We start from the raw sequence: 17979 nt of genomic DNA, 5'->3' as shown, positions 1-17979 counted from the left end.
AAACTTCAGGCGTCAAGCCATTCAGGGATGGCGAGGTTTGGCAGCCGCCTGCCATGCGCCGCCAATATCGGCCATCTGGACCTCGATGCATTCGACGTCGAGCGCAATCGAGGCCGTGCCCGACAGCGCCAGTTCGATCGTGCCATCCGGTCCCTCGCCCTTCTTCTCGAAACGCAGCGCCAGCAGCGACAGCACCTCATCGCGATTGCCGCGATCGATGCCGAGCGAGCGAACGGCAAGCACGCGCTTGAAGACCAGAGCAGCGCGGCGGCGCTCGAACCCTCTGCGCTTGCGCGCCGCACTTTCCCAGACGAAGCGATTGGCGGCAAGCGCGAACTGGGCGCCGCGCGGCGACCAGTCGATATCACCGACCTTGAAGACGCTATCCTGCATATGCGCGGATATGATCGCGAGATCCTCGTCATCAAGCGCAACAAGCTTCAGATCGGTCATTCAGGCTCAATCCCCAAAGCAGGATGCCGAAAAGTGTGAGCGGTTTTCGACATCATGCTCTTGCTATCAAACAGGCATCGCCGGAATGGCGATGCGTCAGACAAGGGAAATAAGATGCTGCGACCGATTACGCAACCGGAATGAAGCTCTGAATTACTCGCTGATGCGCTCGACGACGGCGCCGCATCGGGTCAGCTTCTCTTCGAGCCGCTCGAAACCGCGGTCGAGGTGGTAGACGCGGGAGACCGTGGTTTCGCCCTCGGCGGCAAGCCCGGCGATGACGAGCGAGACGGAGGCGCGCAGATCGGTCGCCATGACGGGCGCGCCGCGCAGGCGCTCGACACCCTCGATCTTCGCCGTCTGGCCGGAGAGCGAGATCCTGGCGCCAAGCCGGGCAAGCTCCTGCACGTGCATGAAGCGGTTTTCGAAGATGGTCTCGGTGACATGCGAGATGCCGGAGGAGCGGGTCATCAGCGCCATGAACTGCGCCTGCAGATCCGTGGGGAAGCCCGGGAAAGGATCGGTGACGATATCGACCGGCTTGATGCCGGCGCCATTGCGCCTGACGCGCATGCCGTTATTGGTCGCGGAGATATCAGCGCCAGCACGGCGGAGCGTTTCCAGTGCGGTTTCGAGCAGCGCGACATCGGTATTTTCGAGCACGACATCGCCGCCGGCCATGGCGACGGCCATGGCATAGGTGCCGGTCTCGATGCGGTCCGGCAGCACGCGATGACGGGCGCCGGAGAGCGAGGTGACGCCTTCGACGGTGATGGTCGAGGTGCCGGCGCCGGAGATCTTGGCGCCCATGGCGTTCAGGCAGTTGGCGAGATCGACGACTTCGGGTTCGCGGGCGGCGTTACCGATGACAGTCGTGCCGCGGGCAAGCGTTGCCGCCATCATCATCACATGGGTGGCGCCGACGGAGACCTTCGGGAAAGTGTAGCGCGCGCCGATCAGGCCGCCATCCGGCGCCCTGGCATTGATATAGCCAGCATCGATCTCCATGGTCGCGCCAAGCGCCGTCAGGCCGTCGATGAAGAGATCGACGGGGCGCGTGCCAATGGCGCAACCGCCCGGCAGCGACACGCGGCAATGGCCCTCGCGCGCCAAGAGCGGTCCGATGACCCAGAAGGAGGCGCGCATCTTCGAGACCAGTTCGTAAGAAGCGGTGGTATCGACAATGGTGCGGCAGGTGAAATGGATCGTGCGGGCGTAGGAGTCCTCCTGGCGCTCGCGGCGGCCGTTAACGGCGACGTCGACGCCGTGATTGCCGAGGATGCGCATCAGAAGTTCGACATCGGCCAGATGCGGCACGTTTTCCAGCGTCAGCGTGTCACTGGTCAGAAGCGAGGCGATCATCAGCGGCAGTGCGGCATTCTTGGCGCCGGAAATCGGAATGATGCCATTCAGCTCATTACCGCCGACAATTCTGATACGATCCATGTGCGCTTACTTCCTGAAAGTTCTGCCTTGAAAGAAGGGAGTGAGGTGTTTAGGGGATTTATGAAGAGGCTTCAATTCGTCCGGGACGGAACATTACGATTCGTCCATTTTTGCGGCGGGCAACCCATTTGTTTCGTCGGCCTGGCCGGAACGGCGGGCGCGCACCTGTTGCTTGCGTCTCGAGAGATTTTCCCTGAGCTTTTCGGCGGCGCGCTCGCGGCGCAGTTTCGCCTGTGCCTCGATCGCCTCTTTACGGCTCTTCTGGCCGGTTTCGGTCTTGTCGTTCATGTCAACAGAATTAGCCGAATTCGCGCTGATCCAAAAGTCCCTTGCACCTCTATCCACGCGAAGTTGGATTTTGCGGCTTGCGCTTGTCGTCAAGCTGTGGCAATAGCCGCCCCGTTCCCGCAATTGAGCCGCCCGGCTCGCACGGGTCCTGGTCCTGCTGCCGTAGCTCAGTGGTAGAGCACACCCTTGGTAAGGGTGAGGTCGGTGGTTCAATCCCACTCGGCAGCACCAGTTTTCTTCCAGCGATCGACTTTATTTCGTCTGCGCCCGGGAAACCCTAACGGCAAGTGGGAAGCAGTACCCTGCCATGAACGCAATCGGGAATGTCAGTCGCTTCGAGATAGTAGGGCAGGGATGGCGACTCCGCCCAACGCTCAAGCTGCTCAGCGGTTAACTTCGTTGGTACCGCGTTATATATACCCTCGATATACCATTGTTCTAATGTCTGCTCTCTCATCACGCGTGCGCGCAATGCGGCGATATCGATTGCGTGCACAAACTTGCCGACGGCAGTCTGCATATATTCCCGCTGCATTTCAGGGATGACCTCAGTAGAGACGTGCGAGAGCAGCGCCTCGTCAGCAGCCCCCTCTGCGCTGTGGGCGAAAACCGGCATTGCAAGCGCCGCACAGAGAAAAACAGCCTGGATCAATTTTCGATCTAAACCCATCTGACCCCCCTCGGCGTTCCCGGCATGGTAGCGGCAGTAGCGCCCAGCGCCATACAGCTTCTCTGCGACTGCTCAAAATCCCCTGGCGTGCCCCGGACGATCCGCCTCACTCAAGCTGGCATTTCGCCTCATCAACAGCAAACGATTCACCATTGTTGGCGCGAAAAATCGCGCTAGAATGCCTATCATGGCGGCGTCTGTCTAACCGAAGGCGTCGCACCCGTGTTTCTGTCGACAATCGTGGAGGAGTATCGATGGCAACGGAAAAATGGAACGACCCAGTCAAGGTCGGCTTCGAAGGCACCGACCTCAGAACCGTCAATGGGCCGTTCGATGCGTTGAAATGTCTGGCAGATTTCTGGCCGAGTTCGCGCGGGCTTCATTATATCAAAGCCCGTAGCACCTGCCGGGCGGCGCTGGACGGCCGCAAAAGCATGGACGAGGCAAGAGCCGAGTTTCTGGCGGCGGCCGAAGAGGCGAAGCTGAAGCTGCATTGATGCAGCAGGGACGCCTGCGGTTTACAGTTGGTCAGCGAACTGTGCCGCGACGATACATTGTTTAATTTTCGCTTAACCTTGCATCGAGCAGGTGCCGGGTTTTGGAGCAAAGGGCGTTGCGCCTGAGCCAGCTGTTTCGATAGAAAACACGCAGCCATCATGATGATGGTCAGAGGCTCGTCACCGGAAACGCAGGCGAGCCTCGTTCGAGCTGATCGGTTTCAGCAATCCGCGCCGGTCTCATTCTCCATCTCGATATATCCCACACCGATGATCGTGCCGTCGGCCGCGCGGATGAAGGACGGGAGATAGTGCGGCTCCGCCGGCTCGCAGGCGGTCGTCTCGGTATATTCGTTAAGGGCGATCTGATCCTTCGGCAAAGCGGAATAATCCATGCCGGTCTCAAGTGAAGCATTGGCTGAGCCGGCAAAGACGCCGCAGCCGATGATCAGGGTGGACGCCCAGAGGCGAGAAAGCGTCTGCATGATGGTCTCCAGCGTTTCAGATCCGGCATTTCAACCCGTGGGAGGACACTTGGTTCCCTCAGCGCCGCAGCAGGCGACTGCGCACATAGCCTCGGCCGACGATGCGCGCCACTATCTCGGTCGCCCGGTCGACACCGCCGCGCCGGCGCACGAAACCTTCGAGAAGGTGACTGGCAAGCAGCCCTTGGCGAAAGAGGCTGCCCGTTCCATATCTGATGGCAGTCTGAGAAGGGATGACGATGATGAAAGCGTTTCTGCCCGCCTTGTTTGCAGCGGCATTGCTGGCCGGCTGCTCCTCGGCCGATACGGCCGCGCTCGAACCCATTCCCGGCAGCATCACCTATGGCGGCCAACCGCGAACCAAGCTCAGCAAATCGCCGGTCGGCAGCGTCGTCTACAACCAGTTCTACAATGAGACGGGCCAGCGTGTGGAGGAAACCTATATTCTCCAGCCCGACCGCAGCCTGAAGCTAGTGCGGCGCGAGGTGGGACCGGATTTCCCCGATTGAGGATCGCCGCGCTGCAGACTTGACAGCGGCTGAAATCGCGAACATTCAAGGAACATCTAATCTTCTCGCACTGATTCTGCGGGAGCCCGACCGGACGGCTGGATGTATCTCGAAAAGCTCAATCCGCAGCAGCGCATGGCCGTGGAGCATGGCACGCTCACCGACGGCAGCCATATTGCCGGACCGCTGCTGGTCATTGCCGGCGCCGGCTCCGGCAAGACGAACACGCTGGCGCATCGGGTCGCCCACCTGATCGTCAAGGGCGCCGACCCCCGCCGCATCCTGCTGATGACCTTCTCGCGGAGGGCTGCCGCCGAGATGGCGCGGCGCGTCGAGCGCATCTGCCGCGACGTGTTGGGTTCGAATGCCGGCGTTATGGCCGATGCGCTGTCCTGGTCCGGCACCTTCCACGGCATCGGCGCGCGGCTGCTGCGCGATTATGCGCAGCAGATCGGCCTCGATGCTGATTTCACCATTCACGACCGGGAAGACAGCGCCGATCTGATGAACCTCATCCGGCACGATCTCGGCTTCTCGAAGACGGAAAGCCGCTTTCCCGCCAAGGGCACATGCCTTGCCATCTATTCCCGGGCGGTGAATTCGGAGACCGCGCTCGACCAGGTGCTGCGCGACGCCTTTCCCTGGTGCGCGGCGTGGGAGAAACAGCTGCGCGAGCTTTTCGCCTGTTATGTCGAGGCGAAGCAGGCTCAGAACGTGCTCGATTACGACGACCTGCTGCTCTACTGGGCGCAGATGGTGGGCGAGAGCGTGATCGCCGAGGATATCGGCAGCCGCTTCGACCATGTGCTCGTCGACGAATATCAGGACACGAACCGGCTGCAGGCCTCGATCCTCCTGGCGCTGAAGCCCCAGGGACAGGGGCTGACCGTCGTCGGCGACGATGCGCAGTCGATCTATTCCTTCCGGGCGGCGACGGTGCGCAATATCCTTGATTTTCCCGCCGCCTTCAGCCCGGCCGCCAATATCGTCACCCTCGATCGCAACTACCGCTCGACGCAGCCGATCCTGGCGGCGGCCAATGCGGTGATTGATCTCGCCTCGGAGCGCTTCACCAAGAATCTCTGGACGGAGCGGCAGTCGGCGGAGCGGCCGCGCCTCGTTTCGGTGCGCGACGAGGCCGAGCAGGCTCGTTATGTCGCCGACAAGGTGCTCGACAATCGCGAGGAAGGCCTCAAGCTCAAGCAGCAGGCTGTGCTCTTCCGCACCGCCCATCACAGCGGGCCGCTGGAGGTGGAACTGACCCGGCGCAACATTCCCTTCGTCAAGTTCGGCGGCTTGAAGTTTCTCGACAGCGCTCATGTGAAGGACATGCTGGCCGCCCTGCGCTTTGCGCAGAATCCGCGCGACCGGGTGGCGGGCTTCCGGCTGATGCAGATCCTGCCGGGCGTCGGCCCGTCGACGGCGCAGAAGGCGCTCGATCTGATGGCGGAGGTTGCGAGCCCGTTGTCTGCTCTGGCATCTATGCCGGCGCCGCCGCGCTCCGGCGAGGACTGGACGGCCTTCGTTTCGATGCTGCAGGAGCTGAAATCCGGCAAGGCCGGTTGGCCGGCGGAAATCGGGCTGGCGCGGCAATGGTATGCGCCGCATCTGGAACGGCTGCATGAAGATGCGGCCACGCGGCAGGCCGATCTGCTGCAGCTCGAACAGATCGCCGGGGGTTATGCCTCACGCGAGCGTTTCCTCACCGAGCTCACCCTCGATCCGCCGGATGCGACCAGCGACCAGGCGGGCGTACCGCTTCTTGACGAGGACTATCTCATTCTGTCGACCATTCATTCCGCCAAGGGCCAGGAATGGACACGGGTCTTCATGCTGAACGTCGTCGACGGCTGCATTCCAAACGATCTCGCCGTCGGCACCACCGCCGAGATCGAGGAGGAGCGTCGCCTGCTCTATGTGGCGATGACGCGCGCCCGCGACGGTCTCGATCTCATCGTGCCGCAACGCTTCTTCACTTACGGACAGAATGCGCAGGGCGACCGGCACGTCTATGCCGCGCGCAGCCGTTTCATTCCGGCGACGCTGCTGCAGTTCTTCGAGGCCTGCAGCTGGCCGCAGGTGAAATCGGAAGCCGCCGCTCAAGCGCAAGCGCGCCAGGTGCGCATCGACGTCGGCGCCCGCATGCGCGGCATGTGGCGATAGAGCGTTGCATAGAGCCGATCTACGCAACGCGCTTTCGGCGCTCAATAGTCCCAGAAGACCGGCACCCAGCGGAAGACTTCGCCGTCCACCGCCACCCGGCCGACGGACGGGAACGGCAGGTGGGTGGCCACCAGCTGTTCGCCGGTCGCCGCCAGCTCCCGCAAAAGATCGAGGCGGACACGAGCCGCTTCCTCGGGATAGTGCTCGAAGCCATTGTACCAGTCGGGGTGCTCGAACCCGACCGCAAAGATGGCGTCGCCGGCGAATGTCAACCTGTCGCCGCCGGAAGCCAGTCGAACGACGCTATGCCCCGGAGTATGGCCGCCGGTACGTTGGGCGACCACCCCTGGCGCCACCTCGGACTGCTCGTCGAACAGCCTGAGGTAGTTGCCGTACTCGCTCAGGAACCGCTTTGCAGTTGCCCGCAGCGCGTCCGGGAAGCCCGGCGGCATCGACACATGGCTGAAATCGGGCGCTTCCCAGAACTTCGCCTCGGCGGCCGCCACATGGATCCTGAGGTCCGGACGCAGCCGGTCCTTTACCCCATCGATCAACAGCCCGCCGATATGATCCATGTGCAAGTGGGTCAGCACCACGTCGGTCACAGCAGCAAGATCGATACCAGCAGCCTCCAGCCGCCTGATCAGCTGCCCGGCCCGCGGCAAGTTCAGGTCCGGGTCCAATCCCAGCCCGGCGTCGATAAGGATGGTCTGCCCGCCGCTGCGGACCAGGACGACGTTCAGCGCCCAGTCGAAAGCGTCCATCGGCAGGAACATATCGCCCAGCCACGCTGCCCGGTCAGCCGTACCGACATTATGCCCCAGCATCGCGGTGGGGAGCGGCAGCACCCCGTCGCTGATGATCAGAACCTCGATATCGCCGATCCGCACGGCGTAGCGCGACGGAACCAATTCTTCATGCTTCGGCCTGCCAGGCTCCTGCTGACCGGTCGTACGGGTTCTTGCTTCTGCCTGCGACATGATGCACTCCTGTTTTGATCGAGAGGTCGGTTATGGGTCACATCGCGGACACTATGCCGAAGCATATCTGGCGGTCGATCAGGTCAAGGGAGAGGGAAAGCTAGGCTTTAGAACAGGGCGGCCTATAGTTTCGGCGCATCGCGCCGGAGATTTGGTGTCGAAAAGGCTGGCATCAGGAAGCAAGGGCTCTTGCCCGCCGCAGGGTGCCGCGCATTCAGCATTCAGAGGATGACAGCGTCAGAGTGAAAGCGGCGGTTCGGCCGGTTTCAAGAAACGCTCGACAGTTGCCGGCTCCACGCCCTCGACTGATGCCGGCGACCACTTGGGGTTGCGGTCCTTGTCGATGACGGCGGCGCGGATGCCTTCGAAGAAATCCGGATTATCCAGCATCTGCAGGCAGGCGCCAAGTTCGCGGCCAAGGCATTCGGCGAGGGAGGCGCTGCGGCGGCCTGATCTCAGCAGCCGCAGAGCGAGTTTCAGGCTGGTCGGCGAACGGGTCAACAGCACCCGGCGGGTCTCGGCGGCGAACTCACCCTCTTGCTCGGCGAGAGCCGCGAGGATTTGCTCGACGCTGTCGAAGGAAAATGCGCGATCGATGATCGCTGCGTTCTGCTGCAACCGGCTTTCTCCCCGAGGCTCGCAAAATGCCTGCAACACGGCATTGACGTCGCTCGATGAACTCCCGCGCGGCAGGTCCGAAAGAGCATCGATCACCGCGTCGAGCCGCGACGAAGCGACCTGAAGATCGGCCAGACTGGCATAGATCGCGTCCGCAGCACCAATATCGAGCCCGGTCAGGCCGAGCCATGTTCCGGCTTCGCCGGGTGCCTTCGGCAGCAGCCATGTGGCGCCGACATCAGGGACATAACCGATGCCGGTTTCCGGCATGGCAAGGCGTGTGCGCTCGGTGACGACGCGGTGGCGGCCGTGCGACGACAGGCCGACGCCGCCTCCCATGGTGATGCCGTCCATCAACGCGACATAAGGTTTGGGATAGAAGGCGATCATATGGTTGAGGCGGAATTCCTCGCGCCAGAAGGTTCCGGCGAGACCGTCGCCGGCGCGGGCGCTTTCGTGCAGGGCACGGATATCACCCCCGGCACAGAAGCCGCGCTCACCCTCGCCCGTTATCACAAGGCTGCTCACGTCAGATTCGGATGCAAAACCATGAAGTGCTTCGGCAAGCGTGCGGATCATCGGCAGCGTCAAACTGTTCAGCGCCCGCGGTCGGTTGAGCCGGATGATGCCGGCAGTGCCCCGCCGTTCGATGATCACTTCGCCCTGCTGCATGGTTCACCTCGTCTGTTGAACCATGCATAGACGAGGATGCGGAATCGCTCCAGAGTATTTCCGGCCAGCATCCACCGATTGCTCAGGCTGACAGCCGCGGGTGCGGGAGACGTCAACGGCAGTTGCCGCTGAGCACCGCTCAGAAGGATGCGGCGGCGAGTGCCCGGTGGATGCTGTGCAGGTCGTCGACGTTTCTGTCCGAGAGGAAGAGCTCCCAATCGAGCGAGCTCTGGACGATCGTCTCAAGCGAATCGTATCGCGGCTTCCAATCGAGCACCTGCCGCGCGAGCGAAGCGTCGGCGACAACGCTTGCCGAATCGCCGGCGCGCCGCGGCGCCATGTGGATCTTGAAGGAATGCCCGTGCAGGCGGGTGACCATGTTCAGGACGTCGAGCACGGAATAGCCGCTGCCATAACCGCAATTGGCAACGAGCGACCCCTTATCCCTGCGCAGGTGCTGCAGCGCTTTCAGATGCGCATCGGCGAGGTCAGTGACATGGATGTAGTCGCGCACGCCGGTGCCGTCATGCGTGGGATAGTCGATGCCGTAGACATGGACGCTGTCGCGCTTGCCTAGTGCTGCCTCGCAGGCGACCTTGATGAGATGCGTGGCGCCCGAAGTCGACTGGCCGGTGCGGTGGTGCGGGTCGGCGCCGGCGACGTTGAAGTAACGAAGTGCGACATAGCTGAAATCATAGGCGGCGGCCGCGTCGCGCAGCATCAGCTCTGTCATCAGCTTCGACTGGCCGTAAGGATTTTCCGGATTGAGGGGAGCAGTCTCCTTCACCGGCAGGTCCGCCTGTTGCTGGCCGTAGACGGCGGCCGTCGAGGAAAAGACGAAGTGGCGGATGCCGGCATCGATCGAGGCCGACAGAAGCGCCCGGGTCTTGCCGGAATTGTTGTCGTAATAAGAGAGCGGATCGGAAACCGAAACCGGCACGACGGCGGAGCCCGCAAAATGGATGATCGCCTCGATGTCGTTTTCGATGAAGATCTTCTTCAGGATATCGGCATCGGCGATGTCGCCGAGGTAAAAACGCGCCGCCGGCGCCACCGCCCAGCGGAAGCCGGTGGAAAGGCGGTCGAGCACGACCACATCCTCGCCGGCATCGATGAGCGCCCAAACCATGTGGCTGCCGATATACCCGGCGCCGCCCGTCACCAAAACCGCCATGCCCCATACCCCGCTTCAACTAATAAGCAGGGGCATCAGGCGCCGGTTTTCTTTCCAATTTTCTTATCAAAGCGCCGCTGGAAGGCTTTTGAACGGGTATGTTTGGAGTCGTGGTTAGAGGCCGATTTCGGTCTTTGCTACAGTTTTATCGATCGGGCAATTCCGACACGAAATCGCCCGAGGCAAACGTGCCCGCGCCCTCTCAAAGGCTGAGGATATAGTCGCAGAGACGATCGGCCGCGATCGCCACCTGGGCGGGGTCGCGCAGGAAACAGGCGCGCAGGAAGAGCTCGCCGCCGGCGCCGAAGGCAGCCCCCGGGGCAAGGCCGACGCCTGTCTTGTCGACGATATCTATGGCGGCGCTCCGGCTGTCGGTGACGCCGTCGATCTTCAGGAAAGCATAGAGTGCGCCGTCCGGCTTGAGAGTCTCGACGCGGTTGGTGGCGATCAGCGCATCGCAGAGGATATCGCGGGCGCGGGCGGCCTTTGCGATGTTGGCGGCGACGAAATCATCGCCGAGATCAAGGGCGGCGACGGCGCCCTTCTGCATGAACTGCGCCACACCCGATGTTGAATATTGGATGAGGTTTTCCAGCACCTGCCCCATATCGGGCGGCGCAACGATCCAGCCGACGCGCCAGCCCGTCATGGACCAGTTCTTCGAGAAGGAATTGACGAAGACGATCTTGTCGTCCGGCTCCATTACGTCGAGGAAAGAGGCGGCTCGGCCGCCGGCGAAGTAATATCGCGCATAGATCTCATCGGCCATGATCCAGACATCATGTTTGCGGGCGAGCGCCAGGATATCGCCGAGATCCTTTTGCGTCGCCGTCCAACCCGTGGGGTTCGACGGCGTGTTGATGAAGATACCTCTGGTCTTCGGCGTAATGGCGGATTCGACACGATCGAGATCGACAGTCCATCTACCGCCCTCGAACTGCAGCTCGACGCCGACGGAGCGCGCACCCGCTATTTCGAGGGCCGCGGCGATATTGGGCCAAGCCGGGGTGAGGTAAACGAACTCGTCACCCGGCGAGGTCAGCGCGTGAATGCAGATCTGGATCGCCTGCATGCCGGAGCCGGTAACATAGAATTGCTCGACCGGGAGCCGGGCGGAAAAATGCCTGGCATAATAATCCGACAGCGCCCGGCGAAGCTCGGGAATGCCGCGCTGCCATGTGTAGAAGGTTTCGCCGGCGGCCAGCGCCTCCATCGCCGCCCTGCTGATGAAATCGGGCGTCGGCAGATCGCCTTCACCCACCCAGAGCGGCAGCAGGCCTTCGCGGCCGCGGGCATAGTTGACGACTTCGACGATCCCGCTTTCGGGCGCCGCCATGGCGCGCGGGCTGAGGCTCTTCATGATCGACATGCGTATCTCCGGTTTTCACCTTCATAGAAGATTTGTGTCGGCAAATCCCATGATAACAAGTGATGGCATATCGATTTTCGTGATGAGTGACGTCCTTGCCCAATGGCAAGGCCAAAAGCCCGTCAGACGCCCGAGCGGGTTGCCAGCAGGTCGCGGATCTCCGTCAGCAGCTGAACATCAGCCGGCGGTGCGGGCAGTTCTTCCGGTGCGGTCTTTTCCTGGCGCTCGACCTGCAGACGCAGATAGTTCACTGCCTTGACCATCAGGAAGATGATCCAGGCGAGGATCAAGAAATTGATAAGAACGGTCAGGAAGCTGCCATAGGCGAAAACCGCTCCCTGCGCGCGGGCGGCGGCAAGCGTCGGCGCGTTGACGGCCGACGAAAGCGGGAGGAAGTAATTGGAAAAATCAAAGCCGCCGAAGACGGCGCCAACAACAGGCATGATGATATCGTCGACCAGCGATTTGACGATGCCGCCGAAGGCGCCGCCGATGATGACGCCGACTGCAAGATCCATGACATTGCCGCGGGCGATAAAGGCCTTGAACTCGTTGAGCATCGGATCCGTCTCCCTTTGATCCCATTTCGGAGATATGCAGTTGTTTCGATTAGCTACATCTTCATTGCAATTAATCAATCGGCAATCGCAATTATCTGGCGAACTCGCCATATGGTCTTTGACTTAAGGCGTAGACGGGCGGGAATTTTCAAGGCAGCTGAAATGACTTAAGCTGACGTCATTGCGGGAGGTGCCGGCGGCTTTTCGCCGGCGGAGGGTCAATGCTTCCAGGCTGGGTCATATTCGCGTCTGCCTTAGGCTATCTGCTCCTGCTTTTCGCCGTGGCAAGCTACGGCGACCGCAAGAACCGCGGCCCGGGGGCACTCGAAGGCGGATGGCCCGTCGTGTATGCGCTGAGCCTTGCGATCTATTGCACCTCCTGGACCTATTTCGGCAGTGTCGGGCTTGCCGCGCAACGCGGCCTGGAATTTGCCGGCATCTATATCGGCCCCATCCTCGTCTTCACGCTCGGCATGCCGCTGCTCCGCCGCATCATCGAGCTCGCCAAGACAGAGAAGCTCACCTCGGTCGCCGATTTCGTCGCCGCGCGCTATGGCAAGAATCCCACGGTCGCAACGATCGTGGCGCTGATCTCGCTGATCGGCACCGTTCCCTATATCGCTCTGCAGCTGAAGGCGATCTCGAGCACCGTCGGCGCCATGGTCAACCCGTCCGATTACGGCATCGGCAGCGGCAATCTGTATTTCCTCGACCTGCCGCTCATAGCGACCCTGGTGCTTGCCTGCTTCGCCATCATGTTCGGCACCCGGCATACGGATGCGACGGAACATCAGGACGGCCTGATCCTCGCCGTTTCGATGGAATCGGTGGTCAAGCTGGTCGCCTTCCTGACGGCCGGCGTCTGCGTCATCTGGTTTCTTTTCGACGGTCCGACCGATCTCTGGCATAAGACTGTCAACAACAAGCTGGTCATGTCGGCGCTGAACTACCATACGCCGATCAGCCGCTGGATCACCCTGATCCTGTTGTCGGCCTTCGCAATCATCATGCTGCCGCGGCAATTCCACGTGACGGTCGTCGAAAACCGGACGGCGAAGCAGCTGAAACTCGCAGGCTTCCTGTTCCCCGGTTACCTCATCGCCATCAATCTCTTTGTGCTGCCGGTGGCGATCGGCGGACTGCTGACCTTCGGCGGCGGCGGTAACGCCGACTTCTACATGCTGTCGCTGCCGCTTGCCGGTGAGATGCCGGTGGTGACACTGATCACCTTCATCGGCGGCTTCTCCGCCGCAACCGCGATGGTCATCGTCGATTCCGTGGCGCTGTCGATCATGGTGTCGAACGACATAATCATGCCGATCTTCCTCCGGCGCAAACTTGCCGGCCGCGCCGGCCAGCGCGACGATTTCGCCAAGACGCTGCTCAACATCCGCCGCAGCGCCATCTTCGCCGTGCTGCTGTTCGGTTATGCCTATTACCGCTCGACCGACAGCACCGCCGGGCTCGCCTCGATCGGACTTCTTTCCTTTGCGGCGATCGCGCAGATCGCCCCAGCACTCTTCGGTGGGCTGATCTGGCGGCGGGCGAACGCGCGCGGCGCCATCCTCGGGCTGACCTCCGGCTTCGTCATCTGGGTTTATCTGCTGTTCCTGCCCTCGCTCGGCGGGCCTGATTATTCCTATGTGGCGAGCGCCGTGCTCGGCTTCATCTTTCCCGGCGCAACCTTGTTTACCGCGCCCGACGCCGATCCGCTGGTTAATGCCACGGCGATGAGCCTGCTCGTCAACACTGCCTTCTTCATCGTCGGCTCGCTCACCCGCAATGCCAGGCCGCTGGAACGCATCCAGGCCGGCATCTTCGTCAAACGGCATTCGCGCTCGCAATTTGCCACACGCGGCTGGAAGACGCGCGTCAGCGTCGGCGACCTCAAGGCGGCGATCTCGCGCTATCTCGGCGAAGAGCGGATGCAGCGCTCCTTTACCACCTACGAACAGAGCTCCGGCCGAAAGCTGGAGGACGAGCAGCAGGCCGACATGGCGCTCATCCATTTCAGCGAACAGCTGCTTGGCAGCGCCATCGGCTCGTCCTCGGCCAGGCTGGTGCTGTCATTGATCCTGCAAAAGACCGAGGATGCCTCTTCCGACACCGCCTGGCTGCTCGATCAGGCGAGCGAGGCGCTGCAATATAACCAGGACATGCTGCAGACTGCCCTGTCGCAGATGGATCAGGGCATTGCCGTCTTCGACAGTTCCAACCGGCTGACGATCTGGAACCGGCGTTTCCGGCAATTGCTGGATCTGCCCGAGAATGCCGGCCAGGTCGGCTTTCCCCTCTCCGAGATCGTCACCATCCTCAGCCAGCGTGGCGACATAGCCCCCGGCGATCTGCAGCAGACGGTGCGGCATTTCCTGACGCTCGACAAGCCCTTCTCGCTGGTGCTCGGCGGCGGCGAGCGGATCATCGAGGTGCGCTCCAACGCCATGCCCGACAAGGGCATCGTCGCCACCTTCACCGATATCACCCAGCGCGTCAACGCCGACCAGGCTCTGAAACAGGCGAACGAGACGCTGGAGCAGCGCGTCGCCGAGCGCACTGCCGAGCTTACCCGCGTCAACCGGGAACTTGCCGAAGCGCGGGCCGCCGCCGACGAGGCGAATATCGGCAAGACTCGCTTCTTCGCGGCCGCCGGCCACGACATCCTGCAGCCGCTCAACGCCGCCAGGCTCTATTCCTCGGCGCTGGTCGAGCGCATGGCCCAATCCGACAACAGCCCGATCGTGCGCAACATCGATTCAGCGCTGGAATCGGTGGAGACCATTCTGGGTGCGGTGCTCGACATCTCGCGGCTCGATACCGGCGCCATGCGGCCGCGGCTTGCCTCCGTCGCGCTTTCCGACCTGTTGGAGCGGATCGAGACCGACTTTGCGCCGATCGCCCGCGAAAAACAGCTGAAGCTGGTGGTCATGCCGACATCGCTGCGCGTTCGCTCCGACCCCAATCTTCTGCGCCGACTGGTGCAGAACCTCGTTTCCAACGCCATCAAATACACGATCACTGGCAAGGTGCTGGTCGGCGCCCGGCGGCGCGGCAACGAGGTGATCATCCAGGTGATCGATTCCGGCATCGGCATTCCGCCATCGAAATTCCGCACGGTTTTCAAGGAATTCGCGCGGCTGGACGAAGGGGCAAAGACCGCCGCGGGCCTTGGGCTCGGCCTTTCGATCGTTGATCGCATCGCCCACGTGCTCAACCATCCGGTCGAACTGTACTCGACGCATGGCAAGGGCACAGAATTCCGGATCGCCATGCCACTCGACGTCTCGCGGCCGGCGGAGGCCGCAACGGCAATCACCCCGCCAGAGCGTTCCGGGCAGCCGCTCAAGGGGTTGAACATCCTCTGTATCGACAATGAGCCGAAGATCCACGAAGGCATGCGGCTCTTGATCAGCGGCTGGGGCTGCGAGGTCGAGGCGCTGGCCTGCCTTGCCGAGGTGATCGCTCTCGATGGCCGCCACGGTCCGCCCGACATCATTATCGCCGACTATCATCTCGGCGACGGCACCGGCATTGCCGCAATCCTGCATCTGCGCCGGCAGTTCGGCGCGGGTATTCCCGCCTTGCTGATCACCGCCGACCGCACGCCCGAAGTGCGCAGCGAGGCCGAGCGGCACAATATCGCCGTTCAGCACAAACCGGTGCGGCCGGCGGCGCTACGCGCCTATATCACCCAGATCTCCGGCCTCAAACGTGCGGCTGCGGAGTAGAAGGCAGCTCAGTCGGTCGCACTCACGGCGCGCTCGACGAGAGCGCGCACGCGCTCGATATCCGGCATGTCGCCGAACAGGATGCGGTACATGATCGGCGCCACGACCTGATCCATGACGAAGTCGACATCCGGGAAGGTTTCGCCGCGCGACTTTGCCCTTTCGGCGATGACGACGATCTGCTGGCGGGTATATTCGCAGCATTTGCAGGCATTGGCGCCGGTCTGCGCCGCCAGCACGTCGCGGATCATCTCGCGGCCCGGCCCCGAGGACATTTCCTCGGCATATTGCTCGGCCCATGCCTGGAGATCGGCCTCGCCGCTGCCAGCATCGATCGGCTGCATATCCGGGCGTAACCGCTCGACGGCGACATCGGCAAGCAACTCCTGCAGCTCGCCCCAGCGGCGATAGATGGTCGAGGGCGTCACCCCCGCCTTGGCTGCAATCAGTGGGATCGTTACCTCGGTTCGGCCCGTCTCGGCCAATAATTCGCGAACCGCCTTATGCACCGAGGCCTGAACCCTGGCGCTTCGGCCGCCCGGACGAAGATTCTCTTTTACTGCCATGCCTGCAACCCGAATTTCGCTCCCAGTGCTCTTTGCATACCCTCGTCCCAACACCGCTGCACATGGGTAACATGGATGAGAACTCATGGTTCAAAATCTTTGACAGAACAATAAACGCAAAGAATTTGCCTTTGCGACCCATCCGCCCTACATGTCGCTAACGCAACGACTTAGCTTTAAGAGGGCTTAATATATGTTCGCCGCAGTCAAATCTACAGAGAATGCGCCGCGCCCCTCGATCGGCTTTCACGCGCTGACGCTTGCCACCTTCTTCGGCGCCTCCTCGGTGCCGACACCGCTCTACCGGATCTATCAGGAGAACTTCTCCATCTCGCCGGTGCTGATCACCGTCATCTTCGCCGTCTACGCCTTTGCGCTCTTGGCGGCGCTGCTGATTGCCGGTTCGATCTCCGATCATCTCGGCCGCAGGCCGGTGATCTTTTCCGCCCTGCTGCTCGAAATCATCGCCATGGGGTTCTTCGTCGTCGCCAGCGGTCCCGGCTGGCTGATCGCGGCGCGGATCGTCCAGGGCATTGCCACCGGCATCGCCGGCGCCTCGCTCGGAGCAGCCCTTGTCGATGTCGACCGGGCGAAGGGACAGATCGTCAATTCGATTGCGCCGCTTTGCGGCATGGCGCTCGGCGCGGTCGGCACCAGCGCCTTGATCCAGTATGGCCCCTTCCCGATGCATCTGGTCTACGCGCTGCTGCTCATCGTCTTCACGCTGCAGGCAGCGGCCGTCTGGCTGGTGCGCGAGACCGGCAGCACGCGGCCGGGCGCGCTCGGCTCGCTGGTTCCGCGGGTTTCCGTTCCGCCACAGGCAAAGGGACCGCTCTCCCTGGTGACGCCGATCAATATCGCCAATTGGACGCTCGGCGGATTCTACCTATCGCTGGTCCCCTCATTGGTCGCCAGCACGACGGGCAGCACCGAGCCGCTGACAGGCGGGGCAGTCGTCGCTGCCTTGACCGCGAGCGGTGCGATCGCCGTCTATCTCAGGCGCGGCAGGACGGCCGCGGCCAATCTCTTCTTCGGCGTGTCTGCCAAGGCGCTCGGCATACTGACGGTCGTTGCCGGCGTGCATCTCGCCAATGTTCCGCTGCTGCTGATCGGAACGGTCCTCACCGGCGCCGGTTTCGGCACCAATTTCCTCGGTTCGATCGGCACCATCATGCCGCTCGCCAAGGCGGATGAGCGGGCGGGGCTGCTGTCGGCCTTCTACGTCCAGAGCTACCTTGCCTTCAGCCTGCCTGCAATCCTTGCCGGGTTCCTGGCGAAATCCGCCGGCTACCAGGTGACGACGGATATTTATGCGAGCGTCATCCTGTTGTTGCTGGCCGTCGGGATCGTCGCCCTTCGCACCCGCCGGTGGAGAGCCACGGAAGGCGCGGCTTAGAGATAACTCGTCACTTCAGGCTCGTTCCACCAGGCATCGTGCCTGCCGTCATAATAATGGACCGGCAGTGCCGCTAGTTCCTTCGGTGCGATATCGTCCAGGCAGGCGATGTTGATCGAGACATAGGCGCCGCCGATCGCTTCGATATAACCGTCGCCGAAGGCCGGCACGCCGCAGGTGCGGCAGAAGCGGTGATGGCCGCTCATCGTGTTGAACTGGTAATCCGATGTCTCCGCCTCGCCGCATATCAGCCGGAAATCCTCCGGCTTAACGTTGGCGCCCCAATAGCGGCGCTTGGCGCAGATCGAGCAATTGCAGCGGCCGGTCCCGGCCTCAAGGTCCATATCCACCTCGTAGCGCACTTTACCGCAATGGCAGCTTCCCCTGTAAGTTTTCTTCATGGCAGTC

The 17979-nt window shown here is 62.2% G+C and carries 17 protein-coding genes and 1 tRNA gene; 6 read left to right on the top strand and 12 right to left on the bottom strand.

Features of this window, described 5'->3' with window-relative positions:
- Positions 1–21: 21 nt before the first annotated feature.
- From J2J98_RS02815 to J2J98_RS02805, 3 genes are all read right to left on the bottom strand, one after another.
- On the bottom strand, positions 22–453 hold the full coding sequence (locus J2J98_RS02815) for a DUF2948 family protein (protein WP_064709794.1): 432 nt from the start codon (positions 451–453) through the stop codon (positions 22–24).
- A gap of 153 nt (positions 454–606) precedes the next feature.
- Positions 607–1899 (bottom strand): UDP-N-acetylglucosamine 1-carboxyvinyltransferase, encoded by a 1293-nt coding sequence (gene murA / locus J2J98_RS02810; RefSeq protein WP_138395457.1) that lies wholly within the window; start codon positions 1897–1899, stop codon positions 607–609.
- A gap of 93 nt (positions 1900–1992) precedes the next feature.
- Positions 1993–2187, bottom strand: a complete 195-nt coding sequence (locus tag J2J98_RS02805) for a hypothetical protein (protein WP_011423945.1) — start codon at positions 2185–2187, stop codon at positions 1993–1995.
- Between the two features lie 156 nt (positions 2188–2343).
- On the opposite strand from J2J98_RS02805, the gene J2J98_RS02800 reads away from it, so the two are divergent.
- Positions 2344–2418 (top strand) — tRNA-Thr (locus tag J2J98_RS02800).
- A 46-nt stretch (positions 2419–2464) separates the two neighbouring features.
- On the opposite strand, the gene J2J98_RS02795 is transcribed toward J2J98_RS02800, so the two are convergent.
- Positions 2465–2857, bottom strand: coding sequence for a hypothetical protein (locus tag J2J98_RS02795; protein ID WP_207602288.1), 393 nt, complete (start codon positions 2855–2857; stop codon positions 2465–2467).
- A 254-nt stretch (positions 2858–3111) separates the two neighbouring features.
- Here J2J98_RS02795 and J2J98_RS02790 point away from each other — a divergent pair, with 254 nt between their 5' ends.
- Positions 3112–3354, top strand: coding sequence for a DUF982 domain-containing protein (locus tag J2J98_RS02790; RefSeq protein WP_207602287.1), 243 nt, complete (start codon positions 3112–3114; stop codon positions 3352–3354).
- A 221-nt stretch (positions 3355–3575) separates the two neighbouring features.
- On the opposite strand, the gene J2J98_RS02785 is transcribed toward J2J98_RS02790, so the two are convergent.
- Positions 3576–3839 (bottom strand): hypothetical protein, encoded by a 264-nt coding sequence (locus J2J98_RS02785; protein ID WP_064709791.1) that lies wholly within the window; start codon positions 3837–3839, stop codon positions 3576–3578.
- Positions 3840–4081: 242 nt separating this feature from the next.
- Here J2J98_RS02785 and J2J98_RS02780 point away from each other — a divergent pair, with 242 nt between their 5' ends.
- Both J2J98_RS02780 and J2J98_RS02775 read left to right on the top strand, forming a co-directional pair.
- The gene (locus J2J98_RS02780; protein ID WP_064709933.1) at positions 4082–4348 is read left to right on the top strand and encodes a hypothetical protein; all 267 of its coding nucleotides are present in this window, start codon (positions 4082–4084) and stop codon (positions 4346–4348) included.
- 102 nt (positions 4349–4450) lie between these two features.
- A complete protein-coding gene (locus J2J98_RS02775; RefSeq protein ID WP_064709790.1) occupies positions 4451–6511 on the top strand; it encodes an ATP-dependent helicase in 2061 nt (686 codons plus the stop codon).
- Positions 6512–6552: 41 nt separating this feature from the next.
- On the opposite strand, the gene J2J98_RS02770 is transcribed toward J2J98_RS02775, so the two are convergent.
- From J2J98_RS02770 to mscL, 5 genes are all read right to left on the bottom strand, one after another.
- Entirely contained in the window at positions 6553–7491 is a 939-nt protein-coding gene (locus J2J98_RS02770) for an MBL fold metallo-hydrolase (RefSeq protein ID WP_064709789.1), read from the bottom strand.
- Between the two features lie 237 nt (positions 7492–7728).
- On the bottom strand, positions 7729–8781 hold the full coding sequence (locus tag J2J98_RS02765) for an enoyl-CoA hydratase/isomerase family protein (protein ID WP_207602286.1): 1053 nt from the start codon (positions 8779–8781) through the stop codon (positions 7729–7731).
- 139 nt (positions 8782–8920) lie between these two features.
- Positions 8921–9955 (bottom strand): UDP-glucose 4-epimerase GalE, encoded by a 1035-nt coding sequence (gene galE / locus J2J98_RS02760; RefSeq protein ID WP_207602285.1) that lies wholly within the window; start codon positions 9953–9955, stop codon positions 8921–8923.
- Positions 9956–10157: 202 nt separating this feature from the next.
- A complete protein-coding gene (locus J2J98_RS02755; RefSeq protein ID WP_207602284.1) occupies positions 10158–11324 on the bottom strand; it encodes a pyridoxal phosphate-dependent aminotransferase in 1167 nt (388 codons plus the stop codon).
- Between the two features lie 122 nt (positions 11325–11446).
- The gene (mscL, locus tag J2J98_RS02750; RefSeq protein WP_207602283.1) at positions 11447–11884 is read right to left on the bottom strand and encodes a large conductance mechanosensitive channel protein MscL; all 438 of its coding nucleotides are present in this window, start codon (positions 11882–11884) and stop codon (positions 11447–11449) included.
- Between the two features lie 221 nt (positions 11885–12105).
- Here mscL and J2J98_RS02745 point away from each other — a divergent pair, with 221 nt between their 5' ends.
- Positions 12106–15609, top strand: a complete 3504-nt coding sequence (locus tag J2J98_RS02745; protein WP_207602282.1) for a PAS domain-containing hybrid sensor histidine kinase/response regulator — start codon at positions 12106–12108, stop codon at positions 15607–15609.
- Between the two features lie 8 nt (positions 15610–15617).
- On the opposite strand, the gene J2J98_RS02740 is transcribed toward J2J98_RS02745, so the two are convergent.
- Entirely contained in the window at positions 15618–16175 is a 558-nt protein-coding gene (locus J2J98_RS02740) for a TetR/AcrR family transcriptional regulator (protein ID WP_207602281.1), read from the bottom strand.
- Positions 16176–16368: 193 nt separating this feature from the next.
- Between J2J98_RS02740 and J2J98_RS02735 the strand changes: the two genes are divergently transcribed.
- Positions 16369–17571: an MFS transporter gene (locus J2J98_RS02735; RefSeq protein ID WP_207602280.1), complete on the top strand. Its 1203-nt coding sequence runs from the start codon at positions 16369–16371 to the stop codon at positions 17569–17571.
- Here the strand turns inward: J2J98_RS02735 and J2J98_RS02730 are convergent.
- Positions 17568–17972 carry a GFA family protein gene (locus J2J98_RS02730; RefSeq protein WP_207602279.1) on the bottom strand — a complete coding sequence of 135 codons (405 nt, stop codon included), beginning with the start codon at positions 17970–17972 and terminating at the stop codon, positions 17568–17570. The two genes, J2J98_RS02735 and J2J98_RS02730, sit on opposite strands and share 4 nt — an antisense overlap.
- Between the last annotated feature and the right edge of the window lie 7 nt (positions 17973–17979).

Origin of the sequence: Rhizobium bangladeshense (assembly GCF_017357245.1) — a bacterium.
Classification (GTDB): Bacteria; Pseudomonadota; Alphaproteobacteria; order Rhizobiales; family Rhizobiaceae; genus Rhizobium; species Rhizobium bangladeshense.
Note: the sequence above shows the minus strand (reverse complement) of the source record. Positions and strands in the feature narration are given on the sequence as shown.

Coding starts and splice junctions, on each gene's coding strand:
- J2J98_RS02815 (WP_064709794.1), bottom strand. CDS start 453: ATGACCGATCTGAAGCTTGTTGCGCTTGATGACGAGGATCTCGCGATC.
- murA (WP_138395457.1), bottom strand. CDS start 1,899: ATGGATCGTATCAGAATTGTCGGCGGTAATGAGCTGAATGGCATCATT.
- J2J98_RS02805 (WP_011423945.1), bottom strand. CDS start 2,187: ATGAACGACAAGACCGAAACCGGCCAGAAGAGCCGTAAAGAGGCGATC.
- J2J98_RS02795 (WP_207602288.1), bottom strand. CDS start 2,857: ATGGGTTTAGATCGAAAATTGATCCAGGCTGTTTTTCTCTGTGCGGCG.
- J2J98_RS02790 (WP_207602287.1), top strand. CDS start 3,112: ATGGCAACGGAAAAATGGAACGACCCAGTCAAGGTCGGCTTCGAAGGC.
- J2J98_RS02785 (WP_064709791.1), bottom strand. CDS start 3,839: ATGCAGACGCTTTCTCGCCTCTGGGCGTCCACCCTGATCATCGGCTGC.
- J2J98_RS02780 (WP_064709933.1), top strand. CDS start 4,082: ATGAAAGCGTTTCTGCCCGCCTTGTTTGCAGCGGCATTGCTGGCCGGC.
- J2J98_RS02775 (WP_064709790.1), top strand. CDS start 4,451: ATGTATCTCGAAAAGCTCAATCCGCAGCAGCGCATGGCCGTGGAGCAT.
- J2J98_RS02770 (WP_064709789.1), bottom strand. CDS start 7,491: ATGTCGCAGGCAGAAGCAAGAACCCGTACGACCGGTCAGCAGGAGCCT.
- J2J98_RS02765 (WP_207602286.1), bottom strand. CDS start 8,781: ATGCAGCAGGGCGAAGTGATCATCGAACGGCGGGGCACTGCCGGCATC.
- galE (WP_207602285.1), bottom strand. CDS start 9,955: ATGGCGGTTTTGGTGACGGGCGGCGCCGGGTATATCGGCAGCCACATG.
- J2J98_RS02755 (WP_207602284.1), bottom strand. CDS start 11,324: ATGTCGATCATGAAGAGCCTCAGCCCGCGCGCCATGGCGGCGCCCGAA.
- mscL (WP_207602283.1), bottom strand. CDS start 11,884: ATGCTCAACGAGTTCAAGGCCTTTATCGCCCGCGGCAATGTCATGGAT.
- J2J98_RS02745 (WP_207602282.1), top strand. CDS start 12,106: ATGCTTCCAGGCTGGGTCATATTCGCGTCTGCCTTAGGCTATCTGCTC.
- J2J98_RS02740 (WP_207602281.1), bottom strand. CDS start 16,175: ATGGCAGTAAAAGAGAATCTTCGTCCGGGCGGCCGAAGCGCCAGGGTT.
- J2J98_RS02735 (WP_207602280.1), top strand. CDS start 16,369: ATGTTCGCCGCAGTCAAATCTACAGAGAATGCGCCGCGCCCCTCGATC.
- J2J98_RS02730 (WP_207602279.1), bottom strand. CDS start 17,972: ATGAAGAAAACTTACAGGGGAAGCTGCCATTGCGGTAAAGTGCGCTAC.